At 48.5% G+C, this 23,806-nt stretch carries 23 protein-coding genes and 1 pseudogene; 4 read left to right on the forward strand and 20 right to left on the reverse strand.

Features of this window, described 5'->3' with window-relative positions; all coding sequences use genetic code 11:
• Window positions 1-76 precede the first annotated feature (76 nt).
• Window positions 77-412 (forward strand): NifU family protein, encoded by a 336-nt coding sequence (locus VP472_RS15620; RefSeq protein ID WP_169510385.1) that lies wholly within the window; start codon window positions 77-79, stop codon window positions 410-412.
• 40 nt (window positions 413-452) lie between these two features.
• Here the strand turns inward: VP472_RS15620 and VP472_RS15625 are convergent, their stop codons facing one another.
• The 5 genes from VP472_RS15625 to yutH form a co-directional block, all read right to left on the reverse strand.
• Window positions 453-2,429: a S9 family peptidase gene (locus VP472_RS15625; protein ID WP_128574660.1), complete on the reverse strand. Its 1,977-nt coding sequence runs from the start codon at window positions 2,427-2,429 to the stop codon at window positions 453-455.
• 103 nt (window positions 2,430-2,532) lie between these two features.
• On the reverse strand, window positions 2,533-3,462 hold the full coding sequence (gene thrB, locus VP472_RS15630; RefSeq protein WP_003151940.1) for a homoserine kinase: 930 nt from the start codon (window positions 3,460-3,462) through the stop codon (window positions 2,533-2,535).
• Window positions 3,459-4,517, reverse strand: a complete 1,059-nt coding sequence (gene thrC, locus VP472_RS15635; RefSeq protein ID WP_146277414.1) for a threonine synthase — start codon at window positions 4,515-4,517, stop codon at window positions 3,459-3,461. Before thrC ends, thrB begins: the two co-directional genes overlap by 4 nt.
• Window positions 4,517-5,818, reverse strand: a complete 1,302-nt coding sequence (locus tag VP472_RS15640; protein ID WP_003151938.1) for a homoserine dehydrogenase — start codon at window positions 5,816-5,818, stop codon at window positions 4,517-4,519. Before VP472_RS15640 ends, thrC begins: the two co-directional genes overlap by 1 nt.
• Before the next feature lie 201 nt (window positions 5,819-6,019).
• A complete protein-coding gene (yutH, locus tag VP472_RS15645) occupies window positions 6,020-7,036 on the reverse strand; it encodes a spore coat-associated protein CotNH (RefSeq protein WP_162008369.1) in 1,017 nt (338 codons plus the stop codon).
• A 154-nt stretch (window positions 7,037-7,190) separates the two neighbouring features.
• Between yutH and VP472_RS15650 the strand changes: the two genes are divergently transcribed.
• Window positions 7,191-7,691 carry a phosphatidylglycerophosphatase A family protein gene (locus VP472_RS15650; RefSeq protein ID WP_070082311.1) on the forward strand — a complete coding sequence of 167 codons (501 nt, stop codon included), beginning with the start codon at window positions 7,191-7,193 and terminating at the stop codon, window positions 7,689-7,691.
• Between the two features lie 26 nt (window positions 7,692-7,717).
• On the opposite strand, the gene VP472_RS15655 is transcribed toward VP472_RS15650, so the two are convergent.
• The 4 genes from VP472_RS15655 to lipA all read right to left on the reverse strand — a co-directional run bounded on the left by VP472_RS15655 (window position 7,718) and on the right by lipA (window position 10,372).
• Window positions 7,718-8,488, reverse strand: a complete 771-nt coding sequence (locus VP472_RS15655; protein ID WP_146275432.1) for a TIGR01457 family HAD-type hydrolase — start codon at window positions 8,486-8,488, stop codon at window positions 7,718-7,720.
• A 33-nt stretch (window positions 8,489-8,521) separates the two neighbouring features.
• Window positions 8,522-8,956, reverse strand: a complete 435-nt coding sequence (locus VP472_RS15660) for a DUF86 domain-containing protein (protein WP_146275434.1) — start codon at window positions 8,954-8,956, stop codon at window positions 8,522-8,524.
• 25 nt (window positions 8,957-8,981) lie between these two features.
• Complete coding sequence (locus VP472_RS15665; protein WP_003151928.1) at window positions 8,982-9,257, reverse strand: YutD family protein; 276 nt, start codon at window positions 9,255-9,257, stop codon at window positions 8,982-8,984.
• 218 nt (window positions 9,258-9,475) lie between these two features.
• On the reverse strand, window positions 9,476-10,372 hold the full coding sequence (lipA, locus tag VP472_RS15670; RefSeq protein ID WP_003151923.1) for a lipoyl synthase: 897 nt from the start codon (window positions 10,370-10,372) through the stop codon (window positions 9,476-9,478).
• A 201-nt stretch (window positions 10,373-10,573) separates the two neighbouring features.
• Here lipA and lytH point away from each other — a divergent pair, with 201 nt between their 5' ends.
• A complete protein-coding gene (lytH, locus tag VP472_RS15675; RefSeq protein ID WP_003151918.1) occupies window positions 10,574-11,551 on the forward strand; it encodes an L-Ala--D-Glu endopeptidase in 978 nt (325 codons plus the stop codon).
• Window positions 11,552-11,588: 37 nt separating this feature from the next.
• On the opposite strand, the gene yunB is transcribed toward lytH, so the two are convergent.
• The 6 genes from yunB to VP472_RS15705 form a co-directional block, all read right to left on the reverse strand.
• A complete protein-coding gene (gene yunB, locus VP472_RS15680) occupies window positions 11,589-12,347 on the reverse strand; it encodes a sporulation protein YunB (protein ID WP_146275437.1) in 759 nt (252 codons plus the stop codon).
• Between the two features lie 126 nt (window positions 12,348-12,473).
• A complete protein-coding gene (locus VP472_RS15685) occupies window positions 12,474-13,868 on the reverse strand; it encodes a bifunctional metallophosphatase/5'-nucleotidase (RefSeq protein ID WP_146275439.1) in 1,395 nt (464 codons plus the stop codon).
• A 17-nt stretch (window positions 13,869-13,885) separates the two neighbouring features.
• Entirely contained in the window at window positions 13,886-14,707 is an 822-nt protein-coding gene (locus tag VP472_RS15690; protein WP_146275441.1) for a sulfite exporter TauE/SafE family protein, read from the reverse strand.
• A 19-nt stretch (window positions 14,708-14,726) separates the two neighbouring features.
• Window positions 14,727-15,578: a DUF72 domain-containing protein gene (locus VP472_RS15695; protein ID WP_014418802.1), complete on the reverse strand. Its 852-nt coding sequence runs from the start codon at window positions 15,576-15,578 to the stop codon at window positions 14,727-14,729.
• Between the two features lie 26 nt (window positions 15,579-15,604).
• Window positions 15,605-15,958, reverse strand: a complete 354-nt coding sequence (locus VP472_RS15700; protein WP_138092886.1) for a YunG family protein — start codon at window positions 15,956-15,958, stop codon at window positions 15,605-15,607.
• Between the two features lie 72 nt (window positions 15,959-16,030).
• Window positions 16,031-17,392 carry an allantoinase gene (locus VP472_RS15705; RefSeq protein WP_146275443.1) on the reverse strand — a complete coding sequence of 454 codons (1,362 nt, stop codon included), beginning with the start codon at window positions 17,390-17,392 and terminating at the stop codon, window positions 16,031-16,033.
• 179 nt (window positions 17,393-17,571) lie between these two features.
• Here VP472_RS15705 and VP472_RS15710 point away from each other — a divergent pair, with 179 nt between their 5' ends.
• The gene (locus VP472_RS15710) at window positions 17,572-19,167 is read left to right on the forward strand and encodes a PucR family transcriptional regulator (protein ID WP_039253981.1); all 1,596 of its coding nucleotides are present in this window, start codon (window positions 17,572-17,574) and stop codon (window positions 19,165-19,167) included.
• A 108-nt stretch (window positions 19,168-19,275) separates the two neighbouring features.
• Here VP472_RS15710 and VP472_RS15715 read toward each other — a convergent pair.
• From VP472_RS15715 to VP472_RS15735, 5 genes and pseudogenes are all read right to left on the reverse strand, one after another.
• Window positions 19,276-19,410: pseudogene (locus VP472_RS15715) on the reverse strand (XkdF-like putative serine protease domain-containing protein); the annotation flags it as partial.
• 61 nt (window positions 19,411-19,471) lie between these two features.
• On the reverse strand, window positions 19,472-19,750 hold the full coding sequence (locus VP472_RS15720) for a hypothetical protein (RefSeq protein ID WP_077722787.1): 279 nt from the start codon (window positions 19,748-19,750) through the stop codon (window positions 19,472-19,474).
• A 1,197-nt stretch (window positions 19,751-20,947) separates the two neighbouring features.
• A complete protein-coding gene (locus VP472_RS15725) occupies window positions 20,948-21,193 on the reverse strand; it encodes a hypothetical protein (protein WP_039253979.1) in 246 nt (81 codons plus the stop codon).
• A 32-nt stretch (window positions 21,194-21,225) separates the two neighbouring features.
• A complete protein-coding gene (locus VP472_RS15730) occupies window positions 21,226-22,422 on the reverse strand; it encodes an MFS transporter (protein WP_077722788.1) in 1,197 nt (398 codons plus the stop codon).
• A gap of 121 nt (window positions 22,423-22,543) precedes the next feature.
• Entirely contained in the window at window positions 22,544-23,755 is a 1,212-nt protein-coding gene (locus VP472_RS15735; RefSeq protein ID WP_217365457.1) for a pyridoxal-phosphate-dependent aminotransferase family protein, read from the reverse strand.
• Window positions 23,756-23,806 lie beyond the last annotated feature (51 nt).

Below are 23,806 nucleotides of genomic sequence, written 5' to 3' on the forward strand. Positions count from 1 at the left end.
TATCATCCCCTTTACACCAGTATACAAAGGACGGGGCAGCTTTTGTATAAAAAACGGTTTTTATGTTCAAGTTTAAATATGCTATAATGGAGAAAGCAGCTTTGCAAACCAAACATTAGATTTTTACCGTTACTGTGAATATAATGGTTTTATGTATATGAAAGGAGCGAATCTCATGACTGAGGTTGAAATGAAAGAGCAAGTACAGGAAGTATTGGATAAATTACGTCCGTTTCTGCTTCGTGACGGCGGTGACTGTGAGCTTGTTGATGTAGACGAAGGCATTGTAAAGCTTCGCCTCCTTGGCGCATGCGGCAGCTGCCCAAGTTCAACGATTACGCTGAAAGCCGGAATTGAACGCGCCCTTCTTGAAGAAGTACCGGGTGTCGTTGAAGTAGAACAAGTATTTTAATCATAAAACCAGGCTGCATGACAGCCTGGTTTTTTTATTTTTACAAATAGTCATCAAACCATGAACAAATATAACGGATGCGTTTCATCCGCTGTTCGGGATGGCCGCTTCTCGACAGCTCATGCGTAGCTTTCGGAAATCGGATGAACGACGTCGTTTTGTTCAGTTTCTTCAACGCGGTAAAGAGCTGCTCCGCCTGCTCTATCGGACAGCGGTCATCGCGCTCACCGTGCAGGATCAAAAGCGGCGTCGAAACGCGGGATGCATATTTTACAGGAGAACGATCCCAAAGCTTATCCGCTTCCTCAAACAAATCATGTCCGAGCTGCCAGTCGGTAAAAAAGAAGCCGATATCGCTGACACCGTGGAAGCTGAACCAATTTGAAATGGAACGCTGCGTGACGGCTGCTTTAAAACGGCCTGTCTGTCCGACAATCCAATTCGTCATAAACCCTCCGTAGCTTCCGCCTGTCACACCGAGACGGCCGCTGTCAATAAACGGATACGCCTGAACGGCTTCATCCACCGCCTGCATGACATCACGGTAATCTCCGCCTCCGTAATCACCCCTGACACGATTGACAAAATCCTGCCCGTAGCCGTGGCTTCCTCTCGGGTTGACATACACGACAGCATATCCTTGTGCGGCCAGCACTTGGAATTCGTGAAAATACGTATGGCCGTACATCATGTGAGGCCCGCCGTGTATGTATAGAATGAGGGGATATGTTTGACCCTCTTCAAAAACGGCGGGCTTTAAAAACCAGCCGTTTACCGTCAGCCCGTCCTTTGTTTCATATTGCAGCTTTTCCGGCACGGATATGATACGCTCCTCTATAAACCGATCATTGTCAAATGTCAATTGCTTTTCTTCCCCATTTTCAAGTGAAATGCTGTAAAGCTCGGAAGGCTGTGCGGGTTTGGCAATTGCGGCGATACAGCTTTTCTGATCGGGATGAAAAGCAAAACCGTTCACGTACTCTTCTTCTAATCGGATCGGATATACGAGGCCGTCAATCGAGATATAATAAATACCGGTGCTTCCCTGCTCGCTCCCGAGAACGTAAAAACCCTGCCCGTCGTTTGCCCATACCGGCCGGGGCGTCACTCCTCCTATGATTGAATCCGCAATCAGCGCATCGCTCAAATGAACATCCAGCATATCGGTCAGGCAGGACAGCCGCTCAGTTTTCACGTCGTACAGCCACGCTTTCTCTAAAGTCGCATTGCGAAATTCATTCTCATGGCCCAGCATCGCGATATAAGAACCGTCCGGTGAAAACACGCAGGAACCGAAAGAACCGCGGTGCGGCGTAATCTGCTTCAGGCTTCCGTCCGCCAGATTCATCAGATAGACATCGCTCGGCTTTCCGGCGTCACCCGGTTCGCATAAATTGGCGGTAAACGCAAGCTGCCTGCCATCCGGTGAAAAGGCCGCGCCATAATGATCCGCTTCATGATCCGTCAGCTGCTGAATCTCACCCGTTTCAAGATGAATCAGCACAAGCTGGGCCCAGCTTCCGTTCAGCAGGCCTTTCCCGTCACGTTTATATGTTAATGACTGAATCTCAACCGGCTCATACTCGTCATGCTTCTTTTTTTCTTTCTCCTCGGCGCGCTCCGCTGATGTCAGACTGACGGACACAAGCACGGATCTGCCGTCGGGCGCCCATATCGGATCTGATACGCCCCAAGGAATATCGGCCGCCTGTTCCGCCTCTCCGCCGGCAGCGTCGATGATGTACAGCTGAGGGATGCCGTCCTCCCTGTCAGAAACAAAGGCGAGGCGCCGTCCGTCAGGCGACCACCGCGGACTTGTATTTTTATCGTCCCCGAAAGTCCACGGGTTTGAGATGCCGGATTCTGTGTCATATACCATAATGGCTGAGGAATAGGAATCCCGCTTATGATTGACTGTTGTCCGGACGTAAGCGGCTCTTCTGCCGTCAGGGGCATATTGCGGGTCTGTCACGGATACGAGAGACGCAATGTCCTCCTCGGTTATGAGTTTTTTCAAATCGTTTCTCCTCCTTTTCTTTTTTATTTCGCTTCCCTAAATAAAAATCCTTCTCCAGAAAAAGAAAGCGTCCTTCTCTGATGGGAAGAACGCTTTTTTATCATTATACACTTTTCACCTGTTCTAAAGGATTCCGTTCAATTACGCTTCCTTCTGACGGGACAGTAAGCGCCGCAATCTCACAGTGAGGGAAATGCTCAGAAAGCTGCTTTCTCAGCTCTTCTCCCTTTCCTTTTTCAATCAGGACAAGAATCGTCGGTCCCGCTCCGCTCAGCGCCGTTCCGTAAGCGCCTTTCATTTCGGCCGCATGTTCCACCTTTGAAAGCTCAGGAACAAGCATGGCACGGTACGGCTGATGGAGGATGTCTTTTCTCATCATTTTCCCGGCGAGCGCCCAGTCATTTGACATGATCGCAGCAACGAGAAGGTTGCTGACGGCGCTTGCTTTAACGGCGCGTCGGTACGGCAGCTCTTTCGGGAGCACGTCTCTTGCGTCCCTGGTCAGAACTTCGTAAAACGGAATCACTGCCACAACGTCGATATCCGCTTCGGCAACACGCACGATATGTGTTTCATCTTCTTCGTGAAGGCCGATTACAAGCCCTCCTGCAAGGGAAGCAGCGGCATTATCAGGGTGTCCCTCTTCAAGACTGGCTAAGTGCAGCTTGTCGCTTTCCGACAGCTGCAGGCCGCATAACTCATCCGCAAGCTCAATGGCAGCGACGATAGCGGCCGCGCTGCTTCCGAGACCCCGCGCAAGGGGGATATCACTCCAAACTTTGACATGGGCGGGCGGCAGCTCTTTCTGATAGCGGTCAGCCGTCCGTTTGGCGACTTGGTAGATGAGGTTGTCCGTTCCTTGAGGGATGCCCGCGACAGTTTCGGTTTCCGCCGAGAACTGCCATTCATCGTTTCGGAAAACGGAAAGCTTCAAATATCTGCTGAGCGCCATCCCAATGGAATCAAACCCAGGCCCTAAGTTGGCAGTGCTTCCCGGAACCGTAATGGAAAACAGCATCTCCGCCTCATTCATACACGCGCCGCTCCATTTAAGTATTCCAGAATACTGTCCTCATCTGTCGGCAGCGTGATCGGTTTTATGTCAGATACGTCCACAGCCGTGTTCGGATCTTTCAGGCCGTTTCCGGTCAAGACTGCGACAACCTTGCTTCCTTTTGGAATTTCACCGGATTTCACCTGTTTTAAAATACCGGCGATGGATGCACAGGAGCCCGGCTCGGCAAATACGCCTTCTTCACGGGCAATCAGCTGATAAGCGTGAAGGATTTCTCCATCTGTGACTTCATCAATTTTTCCGGCTGACTCTTCCGCTGCAAGCACAGCTTTGTCCCAGCTGGCAGGGTTCCCGATCCGGATTGCTGTCGCAACGGTTTCGGGATTTTTAATGACCTCGCCGCGAACGATGGCCGCAGAACCTTCCGCTTCAAAACCGCGCATCTTCGGAAGTCCGGTGCCGTTTTTCTCATGATATTCTTTGAACCCTTTCCAGTAGGCCGTGATATTCCCGGCATTTCCTACCGGGATCGCCAGAATGTCCGGCGCTTCGCCGAGCTGTTCGCATACTTCAAAGGCCGCTGTTTTTTGCCCTTCAATCCGGTAAGGGTTTACTGAATTCACTAATGCAATCGGTGATTTTTCACAAATCGACCGGACGATGGCCAGCGCGTCGTCAAAGTTTCCGTCAATCGCGATGATTTCCGCACCGTACATGACGGCCTGCGCAAGCTTTCCGAAGGCGATTTTCCCGTCCGGGATGATGACGATGCATTTCATGCCGGCTCTCGCCGCGTATGCGGCAGCCGCCGCGGATGTGTTGCCTGTTGAGGCGCACATGATGGTATCATTGCCTTCTTCTTTCGCTTTGGCGACCGCCATGACCATGCCGCGGTCTTTAAAGGATCCCGTCGGATTAACGCCCTCTGTTTTCACATGCAGTTCAATTCCGAGCTTTTCAGAAAGCTTCGGGAGGTGAATCAGCGGCGTGTTGCCTTCATGCAATGTCAGGGCCGGCGTCCGATCCGTCACCGGCAGAAATTCTTTATATTGATGGATGAGTCCTTTCCACATTAGCTCCAACCGTTCCCTTCTACACGATATGTGCTTTTTACTTCTTGTACCACTTCGAGGTCATTTAAGTTTTGCAGAATGTCACTGAAATCTTCTTCCGATGTATGATGCGTGACGATAACGATTTCCGCGAGATCGTCATGGCCTTTGATCGGCAGCTGCAGAATTTTTTCAAAGCTGACGCCGCGCTCTGAGAAGGCTGATGTGATTTTTGAAAAAGAGCCGACCTGGTCTTTGACATGAATTCTTAAAAACTGCTGGGCGTAGATATCAGACGGCTGCTTCAGATTTCTTTCAAACTGCGGGGCGACAAAGCTGTTTCCGTTTACGCCGAGACGCATGTTTTTCATGACCGCGACCAGATCGGAAACGACTGATGTCGCAGTCGGCATGCTTCCGGCTCCGGGGCCGTAAAACATCGTTTCGCCTACGGCTTCTCCGTACACGTAAACGGCATTAAACTCGTTATGCACGGCAGAGAGCGGATGATGATCCGGGAGGAGTGTCGGCTGAACGCTGACTTCGATTTTATTGTCATCACGCTGGGCGATGCCGATCAGCTTCATCGTATAGCCGAGCCGTTTGCTGAAGCTGATGTCTTCATCCGTAATCCGGGAAATTCCTTTTACTTTGACATCGTCCAGATCGACGTTCATAGAGAAGCCGAGACGGGCTAAAATCGCCATCTTGCGTGCGGCATCGAGTCCTTCTACATCGGCGGTCGGGTCCGCTTCCGCGAATCCGAGATCCTGCGCTTCCTTCAGCACTTCTTCATACGGGCTTTTTTCTTTAATCATTTTCGTTAAGATGAAGTTCGTCGTTCCGTTGACGATACCCATCATTTTTGTGATCCGGTCAGAGGAAAGGCCTTCTTCGAGCGTGCGTAAAATCGGGATTCCGCCGGCGACACTCGCTTCATAATACAAGTCACAGCCATTTTCCTTTGCGGCGGCTAAAAGCTCTGACCCGTATACGGCGATCAGATCTTTATTTGCGGTCACAACATGTTTTTTCGCTTTCAAGGCATCAAGAAGATATTGCTTCGTCTGTTCGACACCGCCGATGACTTCAATAATCACGTCGACCTCAGGGTCATCGATCACATCATAGACTTCTGTCGTCAGCACTTCTTTCGGCAGGTCTGCGTCTCGTTTTTTATCAATATCTTTAACCAGCACTTTTTTGATCGTCACCGGACAGCCGACCTGGTGCATAAGCTTATCCTGATGATCTTGTATAATTTTGACGACACCGCTTCCCACGGTTCCCAGTCCTAACAGTCCAATACGAATTGCTTCCAAAGAGAAACTCCACCTTTCTTCCTTTTGTCCACTAGAAAAGGACAATTGTTAACCCTTCACAGACATTTAAGTTACAAATATTATATAAGCCCGCATTTGTTTTGACAAGCGGCTGAATATTGTTTCTGCGGCTATGAAAACGCTTAACACACTGATATGACAAGATTCCCTATTTTCTAAATATTTTTACGTCATATTTTCTTACGAACTGATTCCTTTTCCGAGCCACGCCACAGGCGGGACAAAAACCTGCGCCGCTCTGACATTCAGCATGTCGTGACATGTCTGCAAAAACTGTTCATAGCGGGTGCAGTCTGCAAGAATGTAGTCAAGCTGCTCTTCGTAAAACTGTTTTTCAGAATCATGAGAAATGTAATAGCTCTCCACCGTCTCAAAGAAATGAAGCGGAAACAGCAGGCGGCTGTAAAACAGGCGCTTGGAAAAGGAGGATAACGGCGTAACTTGCTCATATTCCTGCAAAAACGAAAACCCTTCGTTAAGCAAGTCGTCACGATGATACAAATATGTGCTGCGCATATATTCCGCAATATCACGGGCGGCATGGTCGAATACCCAATCGCCCGGAATGCGGATCAATGATTCCTCCGACCAGGTATCCCGTTCCATCCGCTGATGGCAGATTGTCCCCGAGTCTTCTGCGCCGGGATTGTCATCCAGCTCCGTATCCACTAAATATTGAATCGCATTTTCCGCTAAGCCTGAATAATAAGGAAATGCTTCGATCATTTTCTTTTCGAACGGTTCGAGCGGAGACATATGAATTTTCTGCATCCAGAATGATTCCAGCTGATCCACCCGTTTTCCCCATAAGTCCTTCCATTGGCCGATCCTGCCCGCTTCTTTCACTTCGTACGGAAAACCCCGCCCTTTTCTGTGAAATTCGGCAAGCTCCCCTCCGACAGAAAACGACCGGTTTGCGACGGGGATCGGCGCTTTTAAGAGCGCATACGTTTTGCCTTCGTCCTCAAAGGTCAGTTCTCCTTCCTTCGTAAAGATAAACACTGAAACGTATGGGTCACTTTGTTCTTGTAAATACTGACTCATGTAGTAAAGCTCCGTCAGCTCTGATTGCGAAAACCCGGAAACGGGAATAATAAGAAAGAAGGAATTAGGCGTCTGGAAGCATTGGTATTTCTGATAAACGGAAAGCTGTCTGACGTGGATGCCGTACTTTTCTTTAATGATGCTTTTCATCATAATCACCTGCCTGAAAAATTAGAGCTATTCACATCGTAGTCATACGCCGGCGGAATTATGAATACATATTGTAATCCTTTGAATCAAGTGGAGAAACATCGTACACATCGGAAGGGTGTTGTATAAACTAGTAAAAAAAGATTGGGTGAAGCAAATGTCAGAAAAGGAACAACTGAATCACGTGGAAGCTGTCGCCAGAACGCGTTTAAAAGAACGGGGGGTTGAGACGGACGATATTGCCGAGCTGGTGTATTTCCTTCAGAAAAAATATCATCCTGATTTGACGATGGAAGTATGCAGGCTCAATGTGGACCGTGTCATCGCAAAACGCGAGGTGCAAAACGCCATTTTAACGGGAATAGAATTAGATGTGCTCGCCGAACAAAAAAAGCTGTCTGAACCGCTTCAGACCATTCTGGCGATTGATGAAAGCCTGTATGGGGTTGACGAGGTGCTCGCCTTCTCTATCGTGAATATATACGGCTCAATCGGCTTTACGAATTACGGCTACATTGACAAAGAAAAACCCGGCATTCTCGGGCGTTTAAATGATAAATCTACGGGCGAATGCCATACGTTTCTTGATGATATCGTCGGCGCAATCGCAGCAGCGGCTTCAAGCCGGCTTGCCCACAGCGCCAGAAATACAGAATAAGGACGGCCGTCATGGCCGTCCCTTTTTTATAGATATTCAATCCATTCGGTTAAAGAGTCAATCGCATATGTCGGCTTCCGATCGTAATCTGCCATATGCTCACGCTTTGTCACTCCGGTATGAACCAGCAGCGTATCCATGCCCGCATTGATGCCGGCCATAATATCCGTTGCATAGTTATCGCCGACCATGAGTGTTTCGGAAATATCCGTTCCGAGCACACGCATCGCCTGTTCCATAATAATCGATTCAGGCTTGCCGATAAAGACAGGCTCAACGCCCGTTGACACCGTCAAAACGGATGTGAGCGAACCGTTCCCTGGTAAAAGCCCTCTTTCAGTCGGAATGGCGACGTCGCCGTTTGTTGAAATGAACCGGGCGCCGTTTCTGATCGCAAGGCATCCCGTTGCCAACTTTTCATATGTAATGCCGCGGTCGATTCCCACAACGACAAAGTCCGCGTTCTCTTCTCCGAAGTTCAGCCCGTTTTCTTCAATGGCCTGGCGGATGCCTTCTTCGCCGATCACATACACCGACGCGTCTTTTTTCTGCTGGGCGATATGCTGCGCAGTCGCCATGCTCGTCGTGAAGACCTGCTCTTCAGATGCCGGAATGTCAAAGCTCATCAGCTTGTCCGCCACCTGCTTCGGCGTCCGGGAAGAATTGTTCGTCACGAATAAATACGGAATGCCGCGCGCTTTAAGCGTTCTCACGAATTCACACGCTTCTTCGATTTTTTCCGTCCCGTTGTACATTGTGCCGTCCAAATCTATCAAATATCCTTTATAATCCTTCATACTCAACACTCCTGTGGATTTTCTAACTCGTTGTTATTTAAATGCGGAAACAGGCCCTAATTCTGTTTCCAGGTAGGTTCTTACACGGGCCGGAAAGGCTTTCAGCACATCCCTGTTTGACGTGATCAGCGTAAACAATTCCTGGTGATCGGCTTGCTGATATTCCTGAACCAGCCGCTTTCTGGAAGAGATCAGCTGCTTGAGCTTATTCGCTTCATCCTCAGCTACCACCTTTTCATCCGTCAGAATATCCATGATGTCGTCATAACTCCCCGGATCGCGCATGATAAAGCCGTCAATCATATCATTTCCGACATCGAGAATGCATTCGATCATAAGATGGCTGATCCGCTCAAGCGCCCTTTTTTCGATTTCGCTCTGCCATGCAGGCGTGCTGTCAAACAGCGCCAGCTGGGTCTCAAAAAAACGGAGTGTATGTTCGATATTATTTCTGTCAACAAAATACACGTGACAGCATCCCCTTCTGCATCAATTATTTTCTGATTCGTTTTAAAACAAAATACGCGCAGCCGAAATTGCAGTATTCGTAAATGTATTCGTCCAATGTGCTGATTTTCGTTTCAAAGGTTGCTTTTTGATTCTGGTCATCAAAGAAGCCTTTGAGCCGCAGCTGACTGTATCCCCAGTCTCCCACAATGTAATCATATTTATTTAATATGTCCGAATAGCGGGCTTTGAACGCTTCTTCATTAAAGCCGTTTTTAAAATCGTGTACGAGTTCAAACTCGGCATTTTGAATAAGAATCATGTCTTCACCTCTTTTATCACTCTTTACTATCATAATTCATTGACTTCTGTCCATCAATTGCAAAATGAGACGGTTCTGACGGACGGAAAAATTTTCCCCTTTTATATCCAGTGTAGCGGTTCTGACGATCCTTATTCAAGAATGACTTTTTCCCTGCACAGACGGCTCCATCACAAAAAACCCAAAACCTGCGGCGTTTTGGGTTTTTTCGGCTTATCTTATGCTTGGGCCTGGCGTTTTTTAGACGCTTCGTTCACTTGTTCATCCGCATGGTAGGAAGAACGGACAAGCGGGCCTGCTTCACAGTGGCTGAAGCCTTTTTGCATCGCGATTTCTTTCAGTTCGGCAAATTCGTCCGGATGATAATATTTTTGGACTTTTAAATGTTTTTTCGACGGCTGCAGGTATTGGCCGATCGCCATGATGTCGACATTGTTCGCAAGCAGGTCGTCCATCACTTCAATAATTTCTTCCTTCGTTTCGCCGAGACCGATCATAATGCTTGATTTCGTCGGGATGTCAGGCTGCATTTCTTTCGCACGGCGCAAGAATTCCAAAGAACGGTCATATGTTGCACGGGCGCGGACTCTCGGTGTCAGGCGGCGCACGGTTTCAATGTTGTGGTTCAGAATATCAGGACGGGTATCCATTAATGTTTTCAGGTTGTCGTAATTTCCGCCCATATCGGATGGCAGCACTTCAATTGTCGTGAACGGGCTTTTTCTGCGGATCGCCCGGACAGTTTCCGCAAAGACGCCTGCTCCGCCGTCTTTCTGATCATCACGCGCCACGGCCGTGATGACGGCGTGTTTTAAGTTCATCAGTGCAACCGAATCAGCTACGCGTTCCGGTTCCTGCAGATCCAGCTCAGTCGGCAGACCCGTTTTGACAGCGCAGAAGCGGCATGCTCTCGTACAGACGGAACCGAGAATCATGAACGTCGCCGTACGTCTGACAGCCCAGCATTCATGGATGTTCGGGCATTTTGCTTCTTCACATACGGTATGCAGATTATTTTCACGCATTAATTTTTTCAGACCCGTATAGTTTTCATTCGTGTTCAGCTTTATTTTGAGCCATTCCGGCTTTCTCAGATGCTCGTCTTTCTTTGCCATTTCCCCATCATCTCCATTATCCCTTTATTCATGTTCGTGTGCGAAAAATTTCTATTTCACGATGGATATAAAACTTGCAGATTTCTATTCAATAGTCACTTTAACATAGGAAAAATTTCTCGACAAGGGAAGAGAATTACTTACATTTTCTCGGATTGTTGCCGCAAACTATTTGTATTAATCCTGAAAGGAGATCATGTTGTGAAAGTTCTGTTATCTGCTCTTCTCCTTTTATCATTTTTCTGTCCGGCTGCAAGCGGGAAAGAACAATCGGCTCCTGTTTACGGCGAACGGATGCAGTTGTACCGCAAAGCCGAAGCAGTCACGCAGATTCCTTGGTATGTGCTTGCGGCGGTTGATCAATATGAAGAAAATGTCCGCTCGAACCGAAAGGATCTGCCGGAAAAAGCGGGAATCATCAGCATTTATATTCCGGATCATTTGTGGAGCGGGCCTGAAAATCCAAATCCTAAGGACGAGGCGCCCCTCAGCATTAAAGTATTTGACGGGATCGGCCTGGACGGCGACGGCGACGGAAAAGCCGAGGTCAGCAATGATGAGGATATTCTTTATACATTTGCACAGTATTTAGCGGGATTCGGAACGGATCTTGACCATATCCGCATCGGCCTCTGGAATTATTACCGCCGTGATCAGACGGTCGGCATTATCACCGAATTCATGACACTGTTTAAAACGTTCGGCCGCCTTGATCTCGGAGAGCACGCTTTTCCGCTTCCCGTGAAGACGGATTACAGCTACCGCAGCACATGGGGTGCCGCGCGGGGTTTCGGCGGTCGCCGGATTCACGAAGGAACGGATCTGTTCGCCCATTACGGGCTCCCCGTCAGATCGACCTGCTACGGTATTGTTGAAATGAAGGGCTGGAACCGTTTCGGCGGCTGGAGAATCGGCATCAGGGATATCAATAACACGTATCACTACTTCGCTCACCTGAACGGCTTTGCAAAAGGTGTGCATAAAGGCCAGATCGTCAAACCCGGAGAAGTGATCGGCTCTGTCGGCAGTTCCGGATACGGACCGCCGGGCACCGCGGGAAAATTTCCGCCGCATCTTCACTACGGGATGTATAAAGATAACGGCAGATCGGAATGGTCTTTTGACCCGTATCCCCATTTAAGGGCATGGGAGCGAAAAGAAATCCGCAGGAAAAAGTAAACACACAGCCGCCAGGAAAGATTGCGGCTGTGTGTTTTTATTTATCTTTCTTCTGTTTTTCATTCGGCAGCTGAATGGAAGGCGTCACACCTGATCCGCCGCTTCCGTTATAAAACTGCGGCACCTCTCCTTGAATCGCTTTAATGGAGACCGGAATATTATTTGTCACGACTGATGTTTTACTGGCAAACGGGATAATAACCTTTACCTTAATTTCCACAAAAATACTGATATCGATCAGGGCATTGTTAATGCCGTACGGCTTTATTTTTGTTTTCACATCAGTTAACGCATCACCGATCAGGTTAAAGCGCACGGGGATTTTCGGCCCCAGATTTCCGAGAATGCTGTTTCCCGTGACCTGCCCTAAAGGGATGTTAATCATAATTTCATCGGCCGTTTTCGCGCCTTTTTCCGTTTCATGCTGCTTATTGTTCGACTCCGCTTCCTTCAAATGAGCCTGAAGCTGCTTTGTCACTTTCGCCTTCATACTGTTGACCATTTGTGTATTAAAATCCATCGTTGTGACTTTTCCGTTTTCATCCGTTTTCATATCGATCATATCTTTCACATTGTCGCTGTGAGACATGTATTCTTCAATGGATTCCGTAATGACCTCTGTCGCCACCCGTTTGGTTTCCATTTCTCCTATGTTCATCAGCACCGGTTTGATTGAGGAGTTGATCATCCAGAGGCTGATGACCGTCGATATGATAAAAAAAGCAAACGACAGAAGAAGCACATATCGAAAAGGCAAAGGCCCTCTCTTGCGAAGAGCGCTCCGGTATCTAGGCAAGAAAAATCCCCCCTTACATATCACAATGTATGCTTGTAAGGGGGGACATAGTATTTTATTTTTACTCTTAAAAAGTCAAGCTTACCTTCACTCGAATGAGATGGAACGGCCGGCGGATATCTGACATTATGCTTGCCGCGCGAGCTCCCAGGCGAGCAGATCTCTTAAAAACTCCGGCATAAAGTATTGTTTTTCTTTTGAATCGCGGATGTAAGGGAACAGCTTTCCGAGTGTAAACATGTCGAGAACGGCAACCGAGTATATCCGCTCCGGATCCACCTCTTCTCCGTTCACTTTCACATTGAGGAGATGCGTCACACCGTCTTCAAGAATGCCGGCCTCTGCCTCCGCTCCGGCATATACCATCCTGCCCATCACTTCCCCGCGGAAGCCGAGGCCTTTAATCCGCAGCTGCTCCATTTGTTCCGAGGCGGCCTGGCTGATTGTTTCCTGGAGTTCCCTGCCTGAAAGACGAACGGCGACCGGATTGATCGGATGAGGGCAGATGCGGTGCAGGTCAAGCTTTGTGACAGGCCCCTTCTGTAAAGGCCCCAAAATGACGCCTGAATTCACCATGCTGACTTCACAGCCGCACCAGCTTTTCAGCGCTTCGGCTAATAGAAGCGGCAGCGGCGATTCCTCAAACCACTTCACGCCGGCTTCTTCATTCAGATTGGCGACTTGTACGGAGAGCAGGTTTTCCGCTTCCCGTTCTTTCTCTTTCAGAAAAGCCGCCGTATCTTCAGATTCTCCGTGCCAATCAGCCATTTTCTGTACAGATGCCTGTTTGCTGACAATGGTTCGTGATTCACTTTCTATCGTGAGCTCGACACAGCCGACATAGTTCCCGTATTTCTCCGCACATGCAAGCAATACGCCGTTTATGTCCTGTCCGTCCTCAAGAAGATGGTGCGTATGTGATTCAAGAATGACATCGATATCGGGAAATTTTTCCGCTGCGGCCCGGTCATCGATCAGGCCTAAATGAGAAAGCAGAATGATGATGTCCGCTTTGTCCTTGATATCGTCAAGTGATTCTTGAATGCTTTTTTCCGCATCCGTCACCGTCCAGCCGAGTTTTTGATAGACGGGATAATACGGCACCGTGACGCCGAGTATGCCGGCGGTCATCCCGTTTTTCAGCGTTTTGATCACGTAGGGCTTGGCCCATTCCGGCCGATGTCCGTCCGCGTCAAACAGGTTGGACACAATGACGGGAAACGCGGCATGAGTATATAAACCCGCCAGCTCATCGTGAGGCAGCGTAATTCCTTCATTATTCCCGACGGCAGCCGCATCAATCTCAAGACGGTTTAACAAGTCGACATTCGCTTTGCCGAAGGTCGCTTCCGTTATCATTTGGAATCGGTCCATATGATCGCCGATGTCGAATACGAGTGTTTCCTCCCCGTTTTTTTCATGCTCACTTCTCTTCTGCTCAATATAATGTACGATTTTCGGCCAATTTTCGAAATGGCTGTGCAAATCATTCGTATGATATAAACGGAGCTTCTCTAACATACCATCTCTCCTACCTTTTAGCTGAATATCCCTTGATAAATCAATTCACAGCCGATCAAAATCAAGACGACCCGCATGAAAAGCACGATCGTTTTCGTCTGCACCCGCTTATTGACCCACGCGCCCATTTTGCCGCCGAACCACGCGCCCGGAACGAGGCACAGCGCATACAGCCAATTGACATGGCCTTCTGCGATATGTGACACGGAACCCGTCACGGAGGATAAGAAAATAATGAGCATTGACGTCGCCACAGCCACTTTCGGCGGGAACAAAAATAACAGCATCATGGCCGGAACCATAAGAGAGCCGCCGCCGATGCCGAAAAGACCGCCCAATAAACCGACGAAAAAGGCAATGGCGATACCGGTAAAAATACGGTACGAATATGTATAAAGCTCACCCGATTCATCCTCATAAGTCCGGATCATGCCTTTATGCGCTTTATTGACCGGTTTTGCTTTCGCCTTCAGCATTAATGTAATAGAAATCAAAATCATAAAAAGTCCGAACCAGACGGAAAACGTATGCGCATTAAAAAGTTTAGACAAATACGAGCCGATGATGCTTCCCGGGCCGGAACCGATAAAAAAGATCAGTCCGCTTTTGTAGTCAACAGTTTTATATTTCATATAGGCCAGAGTTGATGACAGGCCCGTAAAAATAATCACCAAAAGGGACGTGCCGATGGCAGTCTGCGGTGTTACGTCATGGAAAAACGGAGTCATCGTGCTTAAATAGAGCATCGCCGGCACGATGATAATTCCTCCCCCAAGCCCGATCAGGCTGCCGACCGTTCCTGCGATAAATCCCAATATGATCAAAATAAGATAAGACATGTGTCTTGAAACCTCTTTTCTAGCTGAATAGGTCGAGCTGCTTCGGAGCAAGCCCGGTATATGAGATATCTAACATTTCAAGCATCTCAAGCCCGTTATCGGCGGCGTCTCCGCCTGAGTTATTGTTGAAGAGCACATACAGATTGCGCGACTGCTTTTTCAGCTCCTGAAGATTGTTTTTCCAATCTTTGAGTTCCTGTTTGTTATAGCGGTATAAATATCTGACCTCACGCCAGTTTTGTCCGCCGTCAGGTTTGATCCAGCCCTGCTTGTTCCGTCCGTGAAAACGGACAAGCGTTTTTTCTTCATCCGTTGCTTTTAGGACGGTCGGAATGCTGCCCTCGCCGATTTGCGGCTCGTCACATATGCTGTGAATCCAGCCTTCCTCCTTCATAAAGGAAAGGGTCTGCTCGTAAAATGGCGGGGAAAACCAAGACCGGTTGCGGAATTCAAGCGCGCACGGGATATCCCCCATCTGCTGCCTGCACCATCTTAAATATGCGACGTTTTCTTTCTTGCAGTCAAACCACGGCGGGAATTGGAACAGCACCATGGCAAGCTTTCCATGCTCTATATACGGCGATAATGACAGCTTAAACGCCTCAAACATTTCTTCCTTCGATTCAAAGGGAATATCGCCGCGCTGATGACCCGTCATTCCTTGATATGCCTTAATGACAAATTGAAAAGATTCCGGCGTCTCTTTGACCCATCTTTCGTTATTGCGGGCGGGCTGTATCGCGTAAAAGCTCGCGTCCAGCTCAACGATGGGAAAATGGGAGGAATACGCCTGCAATTTTTGCGGGCCCGCTGTTTTAGGCGGATAGATGCTGTCATGATCCCCCCACCCCGTCAGTCCGATATAAATCACAATCCTTCACCTCTCATTCTAGTTTATCACAGGTGTTTTTCTCTTTCCGTTTCCATGTTTTTTCTGAATGCACTTTTCAGGAACCGGTACTGATGTTCATTGGTGTCCGAAAATGCCTCATCTCTGGAAGAAAGAATGTGCTGATAGACGATCGGCTCTGAAAACTGACTGCTCGTGAAATCATATATCTCCCCGTCTATTCGATTATAAAAATGCCAGCTTGTGCCGGTTTTTGTTTTGAGAATGTCACCGCCGTAAACATCTTGGATGACTAAAGCCGTCACGCCGCACTGGCCTTTGGCCGGGCAATCTTCCGTCCATTTTGTACTGGTCTTGCGCGACCAGGATGCCGTTAATATGTTCAAGATTTGATCATACAATGTGTTTTACTCCTTTTTATAAAAAGATACCACGAGACCCGCTTTCCAAACGACAAAAAAAGCCGATTCTCCTCAGAGAATCGGCTCTTTTATTTCAGAAGGCTTCAGAAATGTTCCGAAAGCCCCGCTCTGCTTACGACCATCTTGGTACACACAGCGTCCCTTGCTGTAGGTCGCAGCAATTCGGTATGGAAAGGTGCGGCCTTCATACAAGCTTTGCTTATGTTTGGAAAACATCGTTTCTTTTGTGACGGTAAAAGGTTCCGGCCGGACAATGGCAAAATCAGCGTCAAATCCTTCTTCAAGCCGGCCTTTATTCGTTAAACCGAAGCGCTTGGCAGGTGCTTCGGCCGTCCATCGGGCCACATGTTCAAACGGAATCCCATGATCGATCGCTAATTGAATCATGCCGAGAAGCGTAAATTGGCCTCCGCTGATCCCGCCCCACGACAGGAACATATTATCCTCGCGTTTCAAAGACGGATGACAGGGAGAATGATCCGAAGACACCATATCAATCAGGCCCTCAGCCAAAACCCCGATCAATTCCTCTTTATCAGCCTCTGAGCGGAGCGGCGGAGCGCATTTGGCGGCCGCCCCTTTTTTGAGGAAGTCTTCAAAGCTGAATAATAAGTAGTGCGGACACGTTTCAACGGTGACATCCAACCCGTCTTTTTTCGCCTGCTGAATGGAGAGCACGGCCCGTTTCGTGCTGATATGTACAAAATGAAGCGCGCATCCCGTCGCTCTTGCATATTCAATTGCCCGCTGCACAGCCTCGCATTCGGCTTCTTCCGGACGAGAGGAAGCGTAAGCGCGGGCATCAATTTTCCCTTGGAGCGCGTACTCGGCTTCAAGGAATCGGGTGAGAGCGTCGCTTTCTGCGTGCAGGGCCAAAATCTTGCCGCACGCCGCGATTTCCTTCATTCCCTTTAAAAGAGTCCGTTCATCGGCTGATTGAAATTCATCCGTTCCCGATTTAGACAGAAACGCTTTAAACCCGATTGCCCCCGCTTCTGCCATCGGCTGGATATGTTCGGTATACCCGGGCATCAAACCGCCCCAAAGCGCAAAATCAACCGCTGACTTCCGTTCGGCGATTTCCGCCTTTGCCAGCAGGTTTTCAGCAGTTACCGTCGAAGGAATGCAGTTAAGCGGCATGTCAAAATATGCCGTACAGCCGCCGGCAGCAAGCATGTTTGAGCCGGTTTCAATGCCTTCCCATTCTTCGCGTCCGGGTTCATTGAAATGCACGTGACAATCGACCGCGCCCGGAAACACATACATGCCGTCTGCCTGCACCACTTGGTCCGCGTTTTCGTCGATGCCGGGCTCGATCAATGCGATTTTCCCGTCCTTGACGGCGATATCGGCCCGCTCTGTCCCGCCTTTTCGCACAGCTTTCGCACCCTTTACAATTACGTCATAGGCCATTTTATCTTCCTCCCTGTAAGGATGACGATTTTCTGTCAGTTTTTATCACAACATGCGTCTATGATTGCCAGTTTACTGCTACTATGATCGTAATACATCAGCAAAACCGCTATAATTTTTGATGATTTTTATTCATATTAACTAATGGTTGTCTTTAGAACCTGAAAGGAGATTGACTGATGAACATTTATGATGTGATGAAGATTCCCGCTTATGAGCGGGCGGCATTAATCGCAGGCAGATCCGGCGGCTGGAGGGAGGTGCAGCACGTCAACATGATGGATGCGCCGGACATCGCTGATTTTTTACATAAAAATGAATTGCTCGTCACGACGGCTTACCACTTGAAGGATCGCCCGCAGCTGTTGAAAGATTTGATCCGCCTCATGGCAAAACGGGGCTGCGCGGGACTGGGGATCAAAACGAAGCGCTATCTTAATGTCATTCCGAAAGATGCCGCGGAGCTTGCCGACCGGTATGAATTTCCGATTATTGAGCTGCCGGAAGACATCAGGCTGGGAGATATCGTCAACGCCACACTGAGCCATATTCTTGATATGCGTTCAAATGAGCTGCAGCAGGCCATTTACACCCATAAAAAATTCACAAACCACATCATGAGCGGCAAAGGGCTGCAATCCCTGCTTAAGAAGCTCTCAGACATTCTCCGGCTTCCCGTGCTGCTTTTGGATCAGCATACAAAACTCTTATCATCGTCCCACAGCATACCCATTGACACGTCTTTATTGAAAAACATCTGTTATTCCCTTTCCGGTCCTTATTTCACCTGCTTTTCCATGCTCTCCGACAGAAAGGCGTATTCTGTCCTGCCGATTCTGAATGTTGAAAAAAACTGCGGTTATCTGGTGATTCCGGAGCTGGTGCAGACCGCTGATAAAGGCATGATTTTGACAATTGAACAGGCGGCCAACGTCATTTCCTTTGAACTGCTGAAAGAAAATGCCGTCAAACAATTCGGCAGACGGGCGCGCAATGAATTTTTCAGCAATTTCATCGACCGCTCGTTTACAGGCCATGAAGAAATCAAAAGCCGTGCCAAAGAATTCCGGCTCCGCTGGGATCAGAAATACATGTGCATTTGCGGAAAACTCGACCGAAATGAGAAAACGATCAGCTTTACCGAAAATCAGCTCGTTTCCGATCATGTATTTGATCTGCTTGAAGGGGAGCTGTCATCCTTTCCGTTTCCCCCTCATCTCTTTATTAAAGGAAATGTCGGTATTCTTTTAATTGAAGCGACAGACAGCTGGAATGAAATGCACGCGTCTGTCATCAGCTTTTTGGAGCAGTTTCAAAAGCAGGTCCGGACGCAGTTTAAACGGACTGTCTCCTTCGGCATCTCAAACATATGCCAAAAGCTGATCGACGTCCCTGACGCTTTTACTGAAGCTTCAGACGCCATTTCATCCGGGCATTTGTCCAGAAGCGCGGAGTTTATTCAAATCTATCATGCCAAAGACGTGCCGGAGCTGCTCCGCCTGCTTCCGGCGGAAGATGTGAAGAAGTTTTACGAAGCCACCCTCCAAAGCCTGGCCGACCGGCAAAAGGAAGATCAGAGCCTGCTTCATACGCTGTCTGTTTACCTGGAGACCCACTGCCAGATTTCAGAAACGGCTAAGCGCCTGTACGTCCATCGAAATACGGTGATCTATCGTTTAGAAAAATGCGAGGAACTGCTCGGCAAAAGCTTAAAAGATCCGGAGACGACGATGCGCCTGCGGCTCGCGCTGAGAATGCAGCGGCTGATCGGTTAAGGAATCGTTAGAGACAGGGATGCGGGGTGTTCTCCCGCATCCTATTTAAGGTGAATCATTCAGCTAAATCCTCAAAAAATGTTGCCATCAAAACCCTGACGAGTATCCTTTCAGGAAGCCGTGAGCGGCCTTCTCAATTTCTGCAGCTGTCATGAAATCCTCGTGAGCATCCACGGTGTCCGGCTCATAAACGATACCGTAAACAAGTTTTTGTGCGTCTGCTTCTTTCGCAAGGATCTTCACTTACCTCTCTTCCTCAAAATAAATAAGTATCATCTCAAACGATGATACTTAAATTAGTATTTTATCTAACTGTTTGGATTCCTCCAGGAGTGAGTTGACTAGCCGAAACTACAGCTGAACCAGCTATACAGTTTCCGCCAATAGACAAAGGAAATACTATAGTAACAAATTCTTGACCTGCTGGTGTATACTCAGACCTGTGTATAAACACACGTGTACCAGCAGTAAGCAACCGTCCATTTGGCAAAGTTAGATTAAAAAGGAGAGTGTGAAATTGACCAATTAAACCTTCAAAAGCACGACTTTCCCCAAAATATGGGTAATAATAATTTGGATACATTGAACATTTACCTCTTTCCTATATAATGAATTCACCTTACAATAATTGTATATTCCATATATTGAAAATTCGTGTGTGGAACAAAAGGCTCATTTCCTACGTATACAGCCGCCTATACGTCTGAGGTGTCACGTCTCGTTCCCATGATTTCTTCCCAATTCCTGTTCATCTGCCTTTGTAGAAGGACTTAACACTTTTTTAAGCTGCTGTTTCGTGTCAGCAGATAAAACGTCTCTCATCTTCATCTTTCTTTCATTTCTCCTTGCCGAATAAGCACCGCCTTACGCTATTCGCTTTTATTTATTTGCGGCCCGCCGCTTTATTCCTCAGAAGGTAAGCAAAGAAAATGAAGAGCCGGTTTAAAAAGACTTTCCTTGCAATGAGATTTCACTGCTTGTGTTCCCCGTGACTATCCGCGCACAATACTGCATACTTCAGTCGCCCTCCCGAGAAGGCACTTTCATTGTTTAAATTTTGATACGCAGAAATGACTTCCTCCTAAAGGAAAGAGGAAATGCTCTTTTCCTTTTTCACGCGGAGTTTTGGCTACGCTGATACATTCTCCGTTCACAGCGGAAAAAATCTCTCCAAAAAAGGAGGGGCGCTTCCCCTCCGTGAACCGTAATAAAGCTTCGTGTGTTGACTAATGGCTGTCTGGATAATGGTCTCACTGTCATCTTGGAAAGATCACTTACTTCTATAAGTCTTTCTTTTTAACAGAAACCGCAGATATAGCAGCAGAAATAACTATCCGCTCCGCTTCTTATGCACTCTCTGTAACATGGAGAATTATAAAAAGGAGGGCGCGCGGAAACATAGGGGGAGCTCCCTGAATGAGTCAATTGATGGGCCCATGGATAATAATTAAATTCTTGCCGCTGATACAAATGGAATGACGGGTAATAATACAACATTTTCAACTCCTTTTCCGTACACCATATTGTACTTACCGACACCCTTTTTAGATGATTGTCTCTTGCATAATTGTGTGTTGGCCTAATTGCGGGTTTTAATCTGCAAAATTCGTGCAGGAGAACCATCACAACATCTTCCGTGAGAGGTTATAAGATAACCTCTCCTTGTTGTCACCAATCGCCCCCTTCTGAACAGTTCGTATTATTTCAATGACCCGTTTTATCAGAATGCTCTCCCCCCTGCATACGAAACAGCAAGTTCCAAAACACTGCTTTTTCTTCCTCAGCATTTACGCCGCTCAATATTGTCCCTGCCTGACTGCTTTCTTTTTTGATCAACTTCCGGCAGATCAAATTCGTCAGACTCGTCAAGCAATAAAGCTGGTTTTACTTTATCTACACCTGTTCCGGTTTCCATTCGCGCCATGCTTGAGCATACGGAACAACTGGTTCGATATGATTTTCCCTCTATGCGCATCCCTGCAATTTCAGAGATGCAGACCGCCAAAGAATAAACGACAATCAGCAAAAAGCCTCCGGATACCCGGAGGCTTTTGATTCTTATCCTTGCTGCGTGAACGGCCGGGTCTGTGTCTTTTTGCCCCAGCCAAGCGCGGCCAGAAAACTGATGGCGAGAATGGCCGCTCCCAGCATATACGGAAATTCCATATTTACATCAAAGAGAAAACCGGCGGCTGACGGTCCGGCGATATTCGCTAAGCTGATGAATGAGGTGTTCATCCCGCCGGCAAACCCCTGCTGGTCACCGGCGAGCTTCGACAGCATCGTATTAACGGCCGGCCGGAGCAGCGATGTCAGCGTCAGGAAAAAGATTGCCGCGGCAAAAACGGCCCAATATGAACCCGCAAACCGGCACCACACAAGTCCTGCAGCAGCCCCGATCAACGTCACGTTAATGACGCGCTTTTCCCCGAACCTGCGGACGAGATAACTGACGCCGACCGCCTGCACAAACACGCCGATGAGACCCGCAGCCGTAATAATAAAGGCAATATCAGAGGCTTTAAATCCGTGTTTATGGTCAACGTAAAGGCCGAAAACGGATTCAAAGTTCATAATTCCGAAGTTCAGCACAAAAACCAGAATCAGCATAAACGCGAACGGCGATTTGAGCGCGCGTGACATTTGCTTAAACAGATGCTCACGTTTTTCCGTTTTCGCCCGGGCTTCCAGCTGCTTTTCACGTCCAAGCGTTTCGGGCAGAAAGAAAAATGAAAGCACCGTTGAAAAGCAGGCGAGACTTGCGGACACGATGAACGGCACAGACATGCCGTAATGAACCAAATAGCCTCCGACACCGGGCCCGATGACGACACCGAGCGTCATCGCCGCGCTGAACAGCCCCATTCCTTTCCCGCGTTCTTCCTCGGTCGTAATATCCGCTATGTAAGCGAACATTGACGGCATTAAAAACGCCGCGCCCATCCCGCCCAAAAGCCGGGATGCGAACAATTGCCACAGGCTTCCGGCAAAGGCGAAGATCAATTGTGACACGGCAAAGGCGGCAATGCCGAAAATAATCAGTTTCCGCCGTCCGTATTTGTCGGTTATTTCCCCGGCAATAGGCGCAAATAAAAGCTGTGTAAGCCCCGCCGCCGCAACAAGCAGACCCATCGTGCTCCCCGTCGCTCCGAATTCGGTAATATATGCGGGCATAATCGGAATAATCAATCCGATTCCAAGCATCGCAATAAACATATTCAGCATTAAAATTGACAATCGGCCTATGTACGCCATGATTTCTTACCTTCTCCCCAGACAAACAGATGATCATTCCATATTTGTCATTTTTTATACCATTCAGTATAACGGGGAAAAGGGAAAAAAGTCCAGATGATTTCAATCTCGTTTTCATGTCTCATGACAGCACACCGGTTTCAGCCGGCAGATCATATATGTTAAGGGCCGCCTGCAGCGCTTCCCCGGCTTTAACTGCAACTCCGTGTCTGATCAGAACCGCCTCAAGTCCGGCCAGCACAAACAGCACATTTTCCTTTCTGCAGCTGTAGCCCATCGTTCCGATTCTCCAAATTTTCCCCTGCAGCGGACCGAACGAGCTGGCGATTTCAATTCCGAATTGAGACAAAAGCATACTCCTGATCGATTCGCCGTCTGCTTCCGGCGGAATCTTCACACATGTGACGACAGGCAGCTTCGCCTCCGGATCGCCGAATAAATCAAGGCCCATCGCTGCAAGTCCCGCCGTAAGCGCTTTTTCATGACGCTGATGCCTGCGGAACCGTTCTTCAAGTCCTTCTTCCAGGACAAGGCGCACACCCTCCCGCAGCGCATAAAGCATTGCTGTCGCTTCTGTATGGTGATTCAGCCTTCTTTCACTCCAATAATCTTCGAGCTGGCTCAGATCAAAATAGTTGCTCGTAACCGGCCGATGACCGGACAGCATTTTACCGTCAGCTGCCGTCGCAATGCCACGTTCTACCTTTTTACGCGCGGCAATGACAGCTGCCGTCCGGTCATTATAAGTAATCGGCGCCATTCCGGAAGGGACCGATAGGCATTTTTGCGTTCCCCCGATAACTGCGTCAATCTTCCATTCATCCGTTTTTACGGCGCAGCCTCCGATCGTGGCCACGGCATCCACGATAAAGAGTGCGTCTTGGGCGCGGCACGCTTCCCCGATTTCTTTCAGCGGGTGAATCCGCCCCGTTGATGTTTCTCCGTGCACCATAGCGACGATTTTCGGGGAAATCTTTTTCATCTCGCTGATAATCTCTTCAGGCCGGAAGACCGTTCCCCATTCACACTCGATCGTATGAACGTCCGCTCCGTACCGCTCGGCGATTTCAGTCAGCAGGTGTCCGAAGCGTCCGTATATCGGAACGAGCACGCTGTCGCCCGGTTCTATCACACTTGCGAGAACAGCCTCAATCCCCGCTCTTGATGTGCCGTCAATCGGATAGGCCCAGCGGTTCTCAGTTTGAAACAATTCACGGAGCATTTGCATCGTTTCATTCATGATGCCGGTAAATGCCGGGTCAAACTGGCCGAGGATCGGAGCGCCCATCGCCCTCAGCACTCTCGGTTCAGCTTCTGTCGGTCCCGGTGTCATAATCGTTCTTTGCGGAATGCACAATTCTTTTCTGGTCGGCACGCCGATTCC

Source organism: Bacillus sp. MT(2024), from assembly GCF_036362845.1.
Classification (GTDB): domain Bacteria; phylum Bacillota; class Bacilli; order Bacillales; family Bacillaceae; genus Bacillus; species Bacillus velezensis.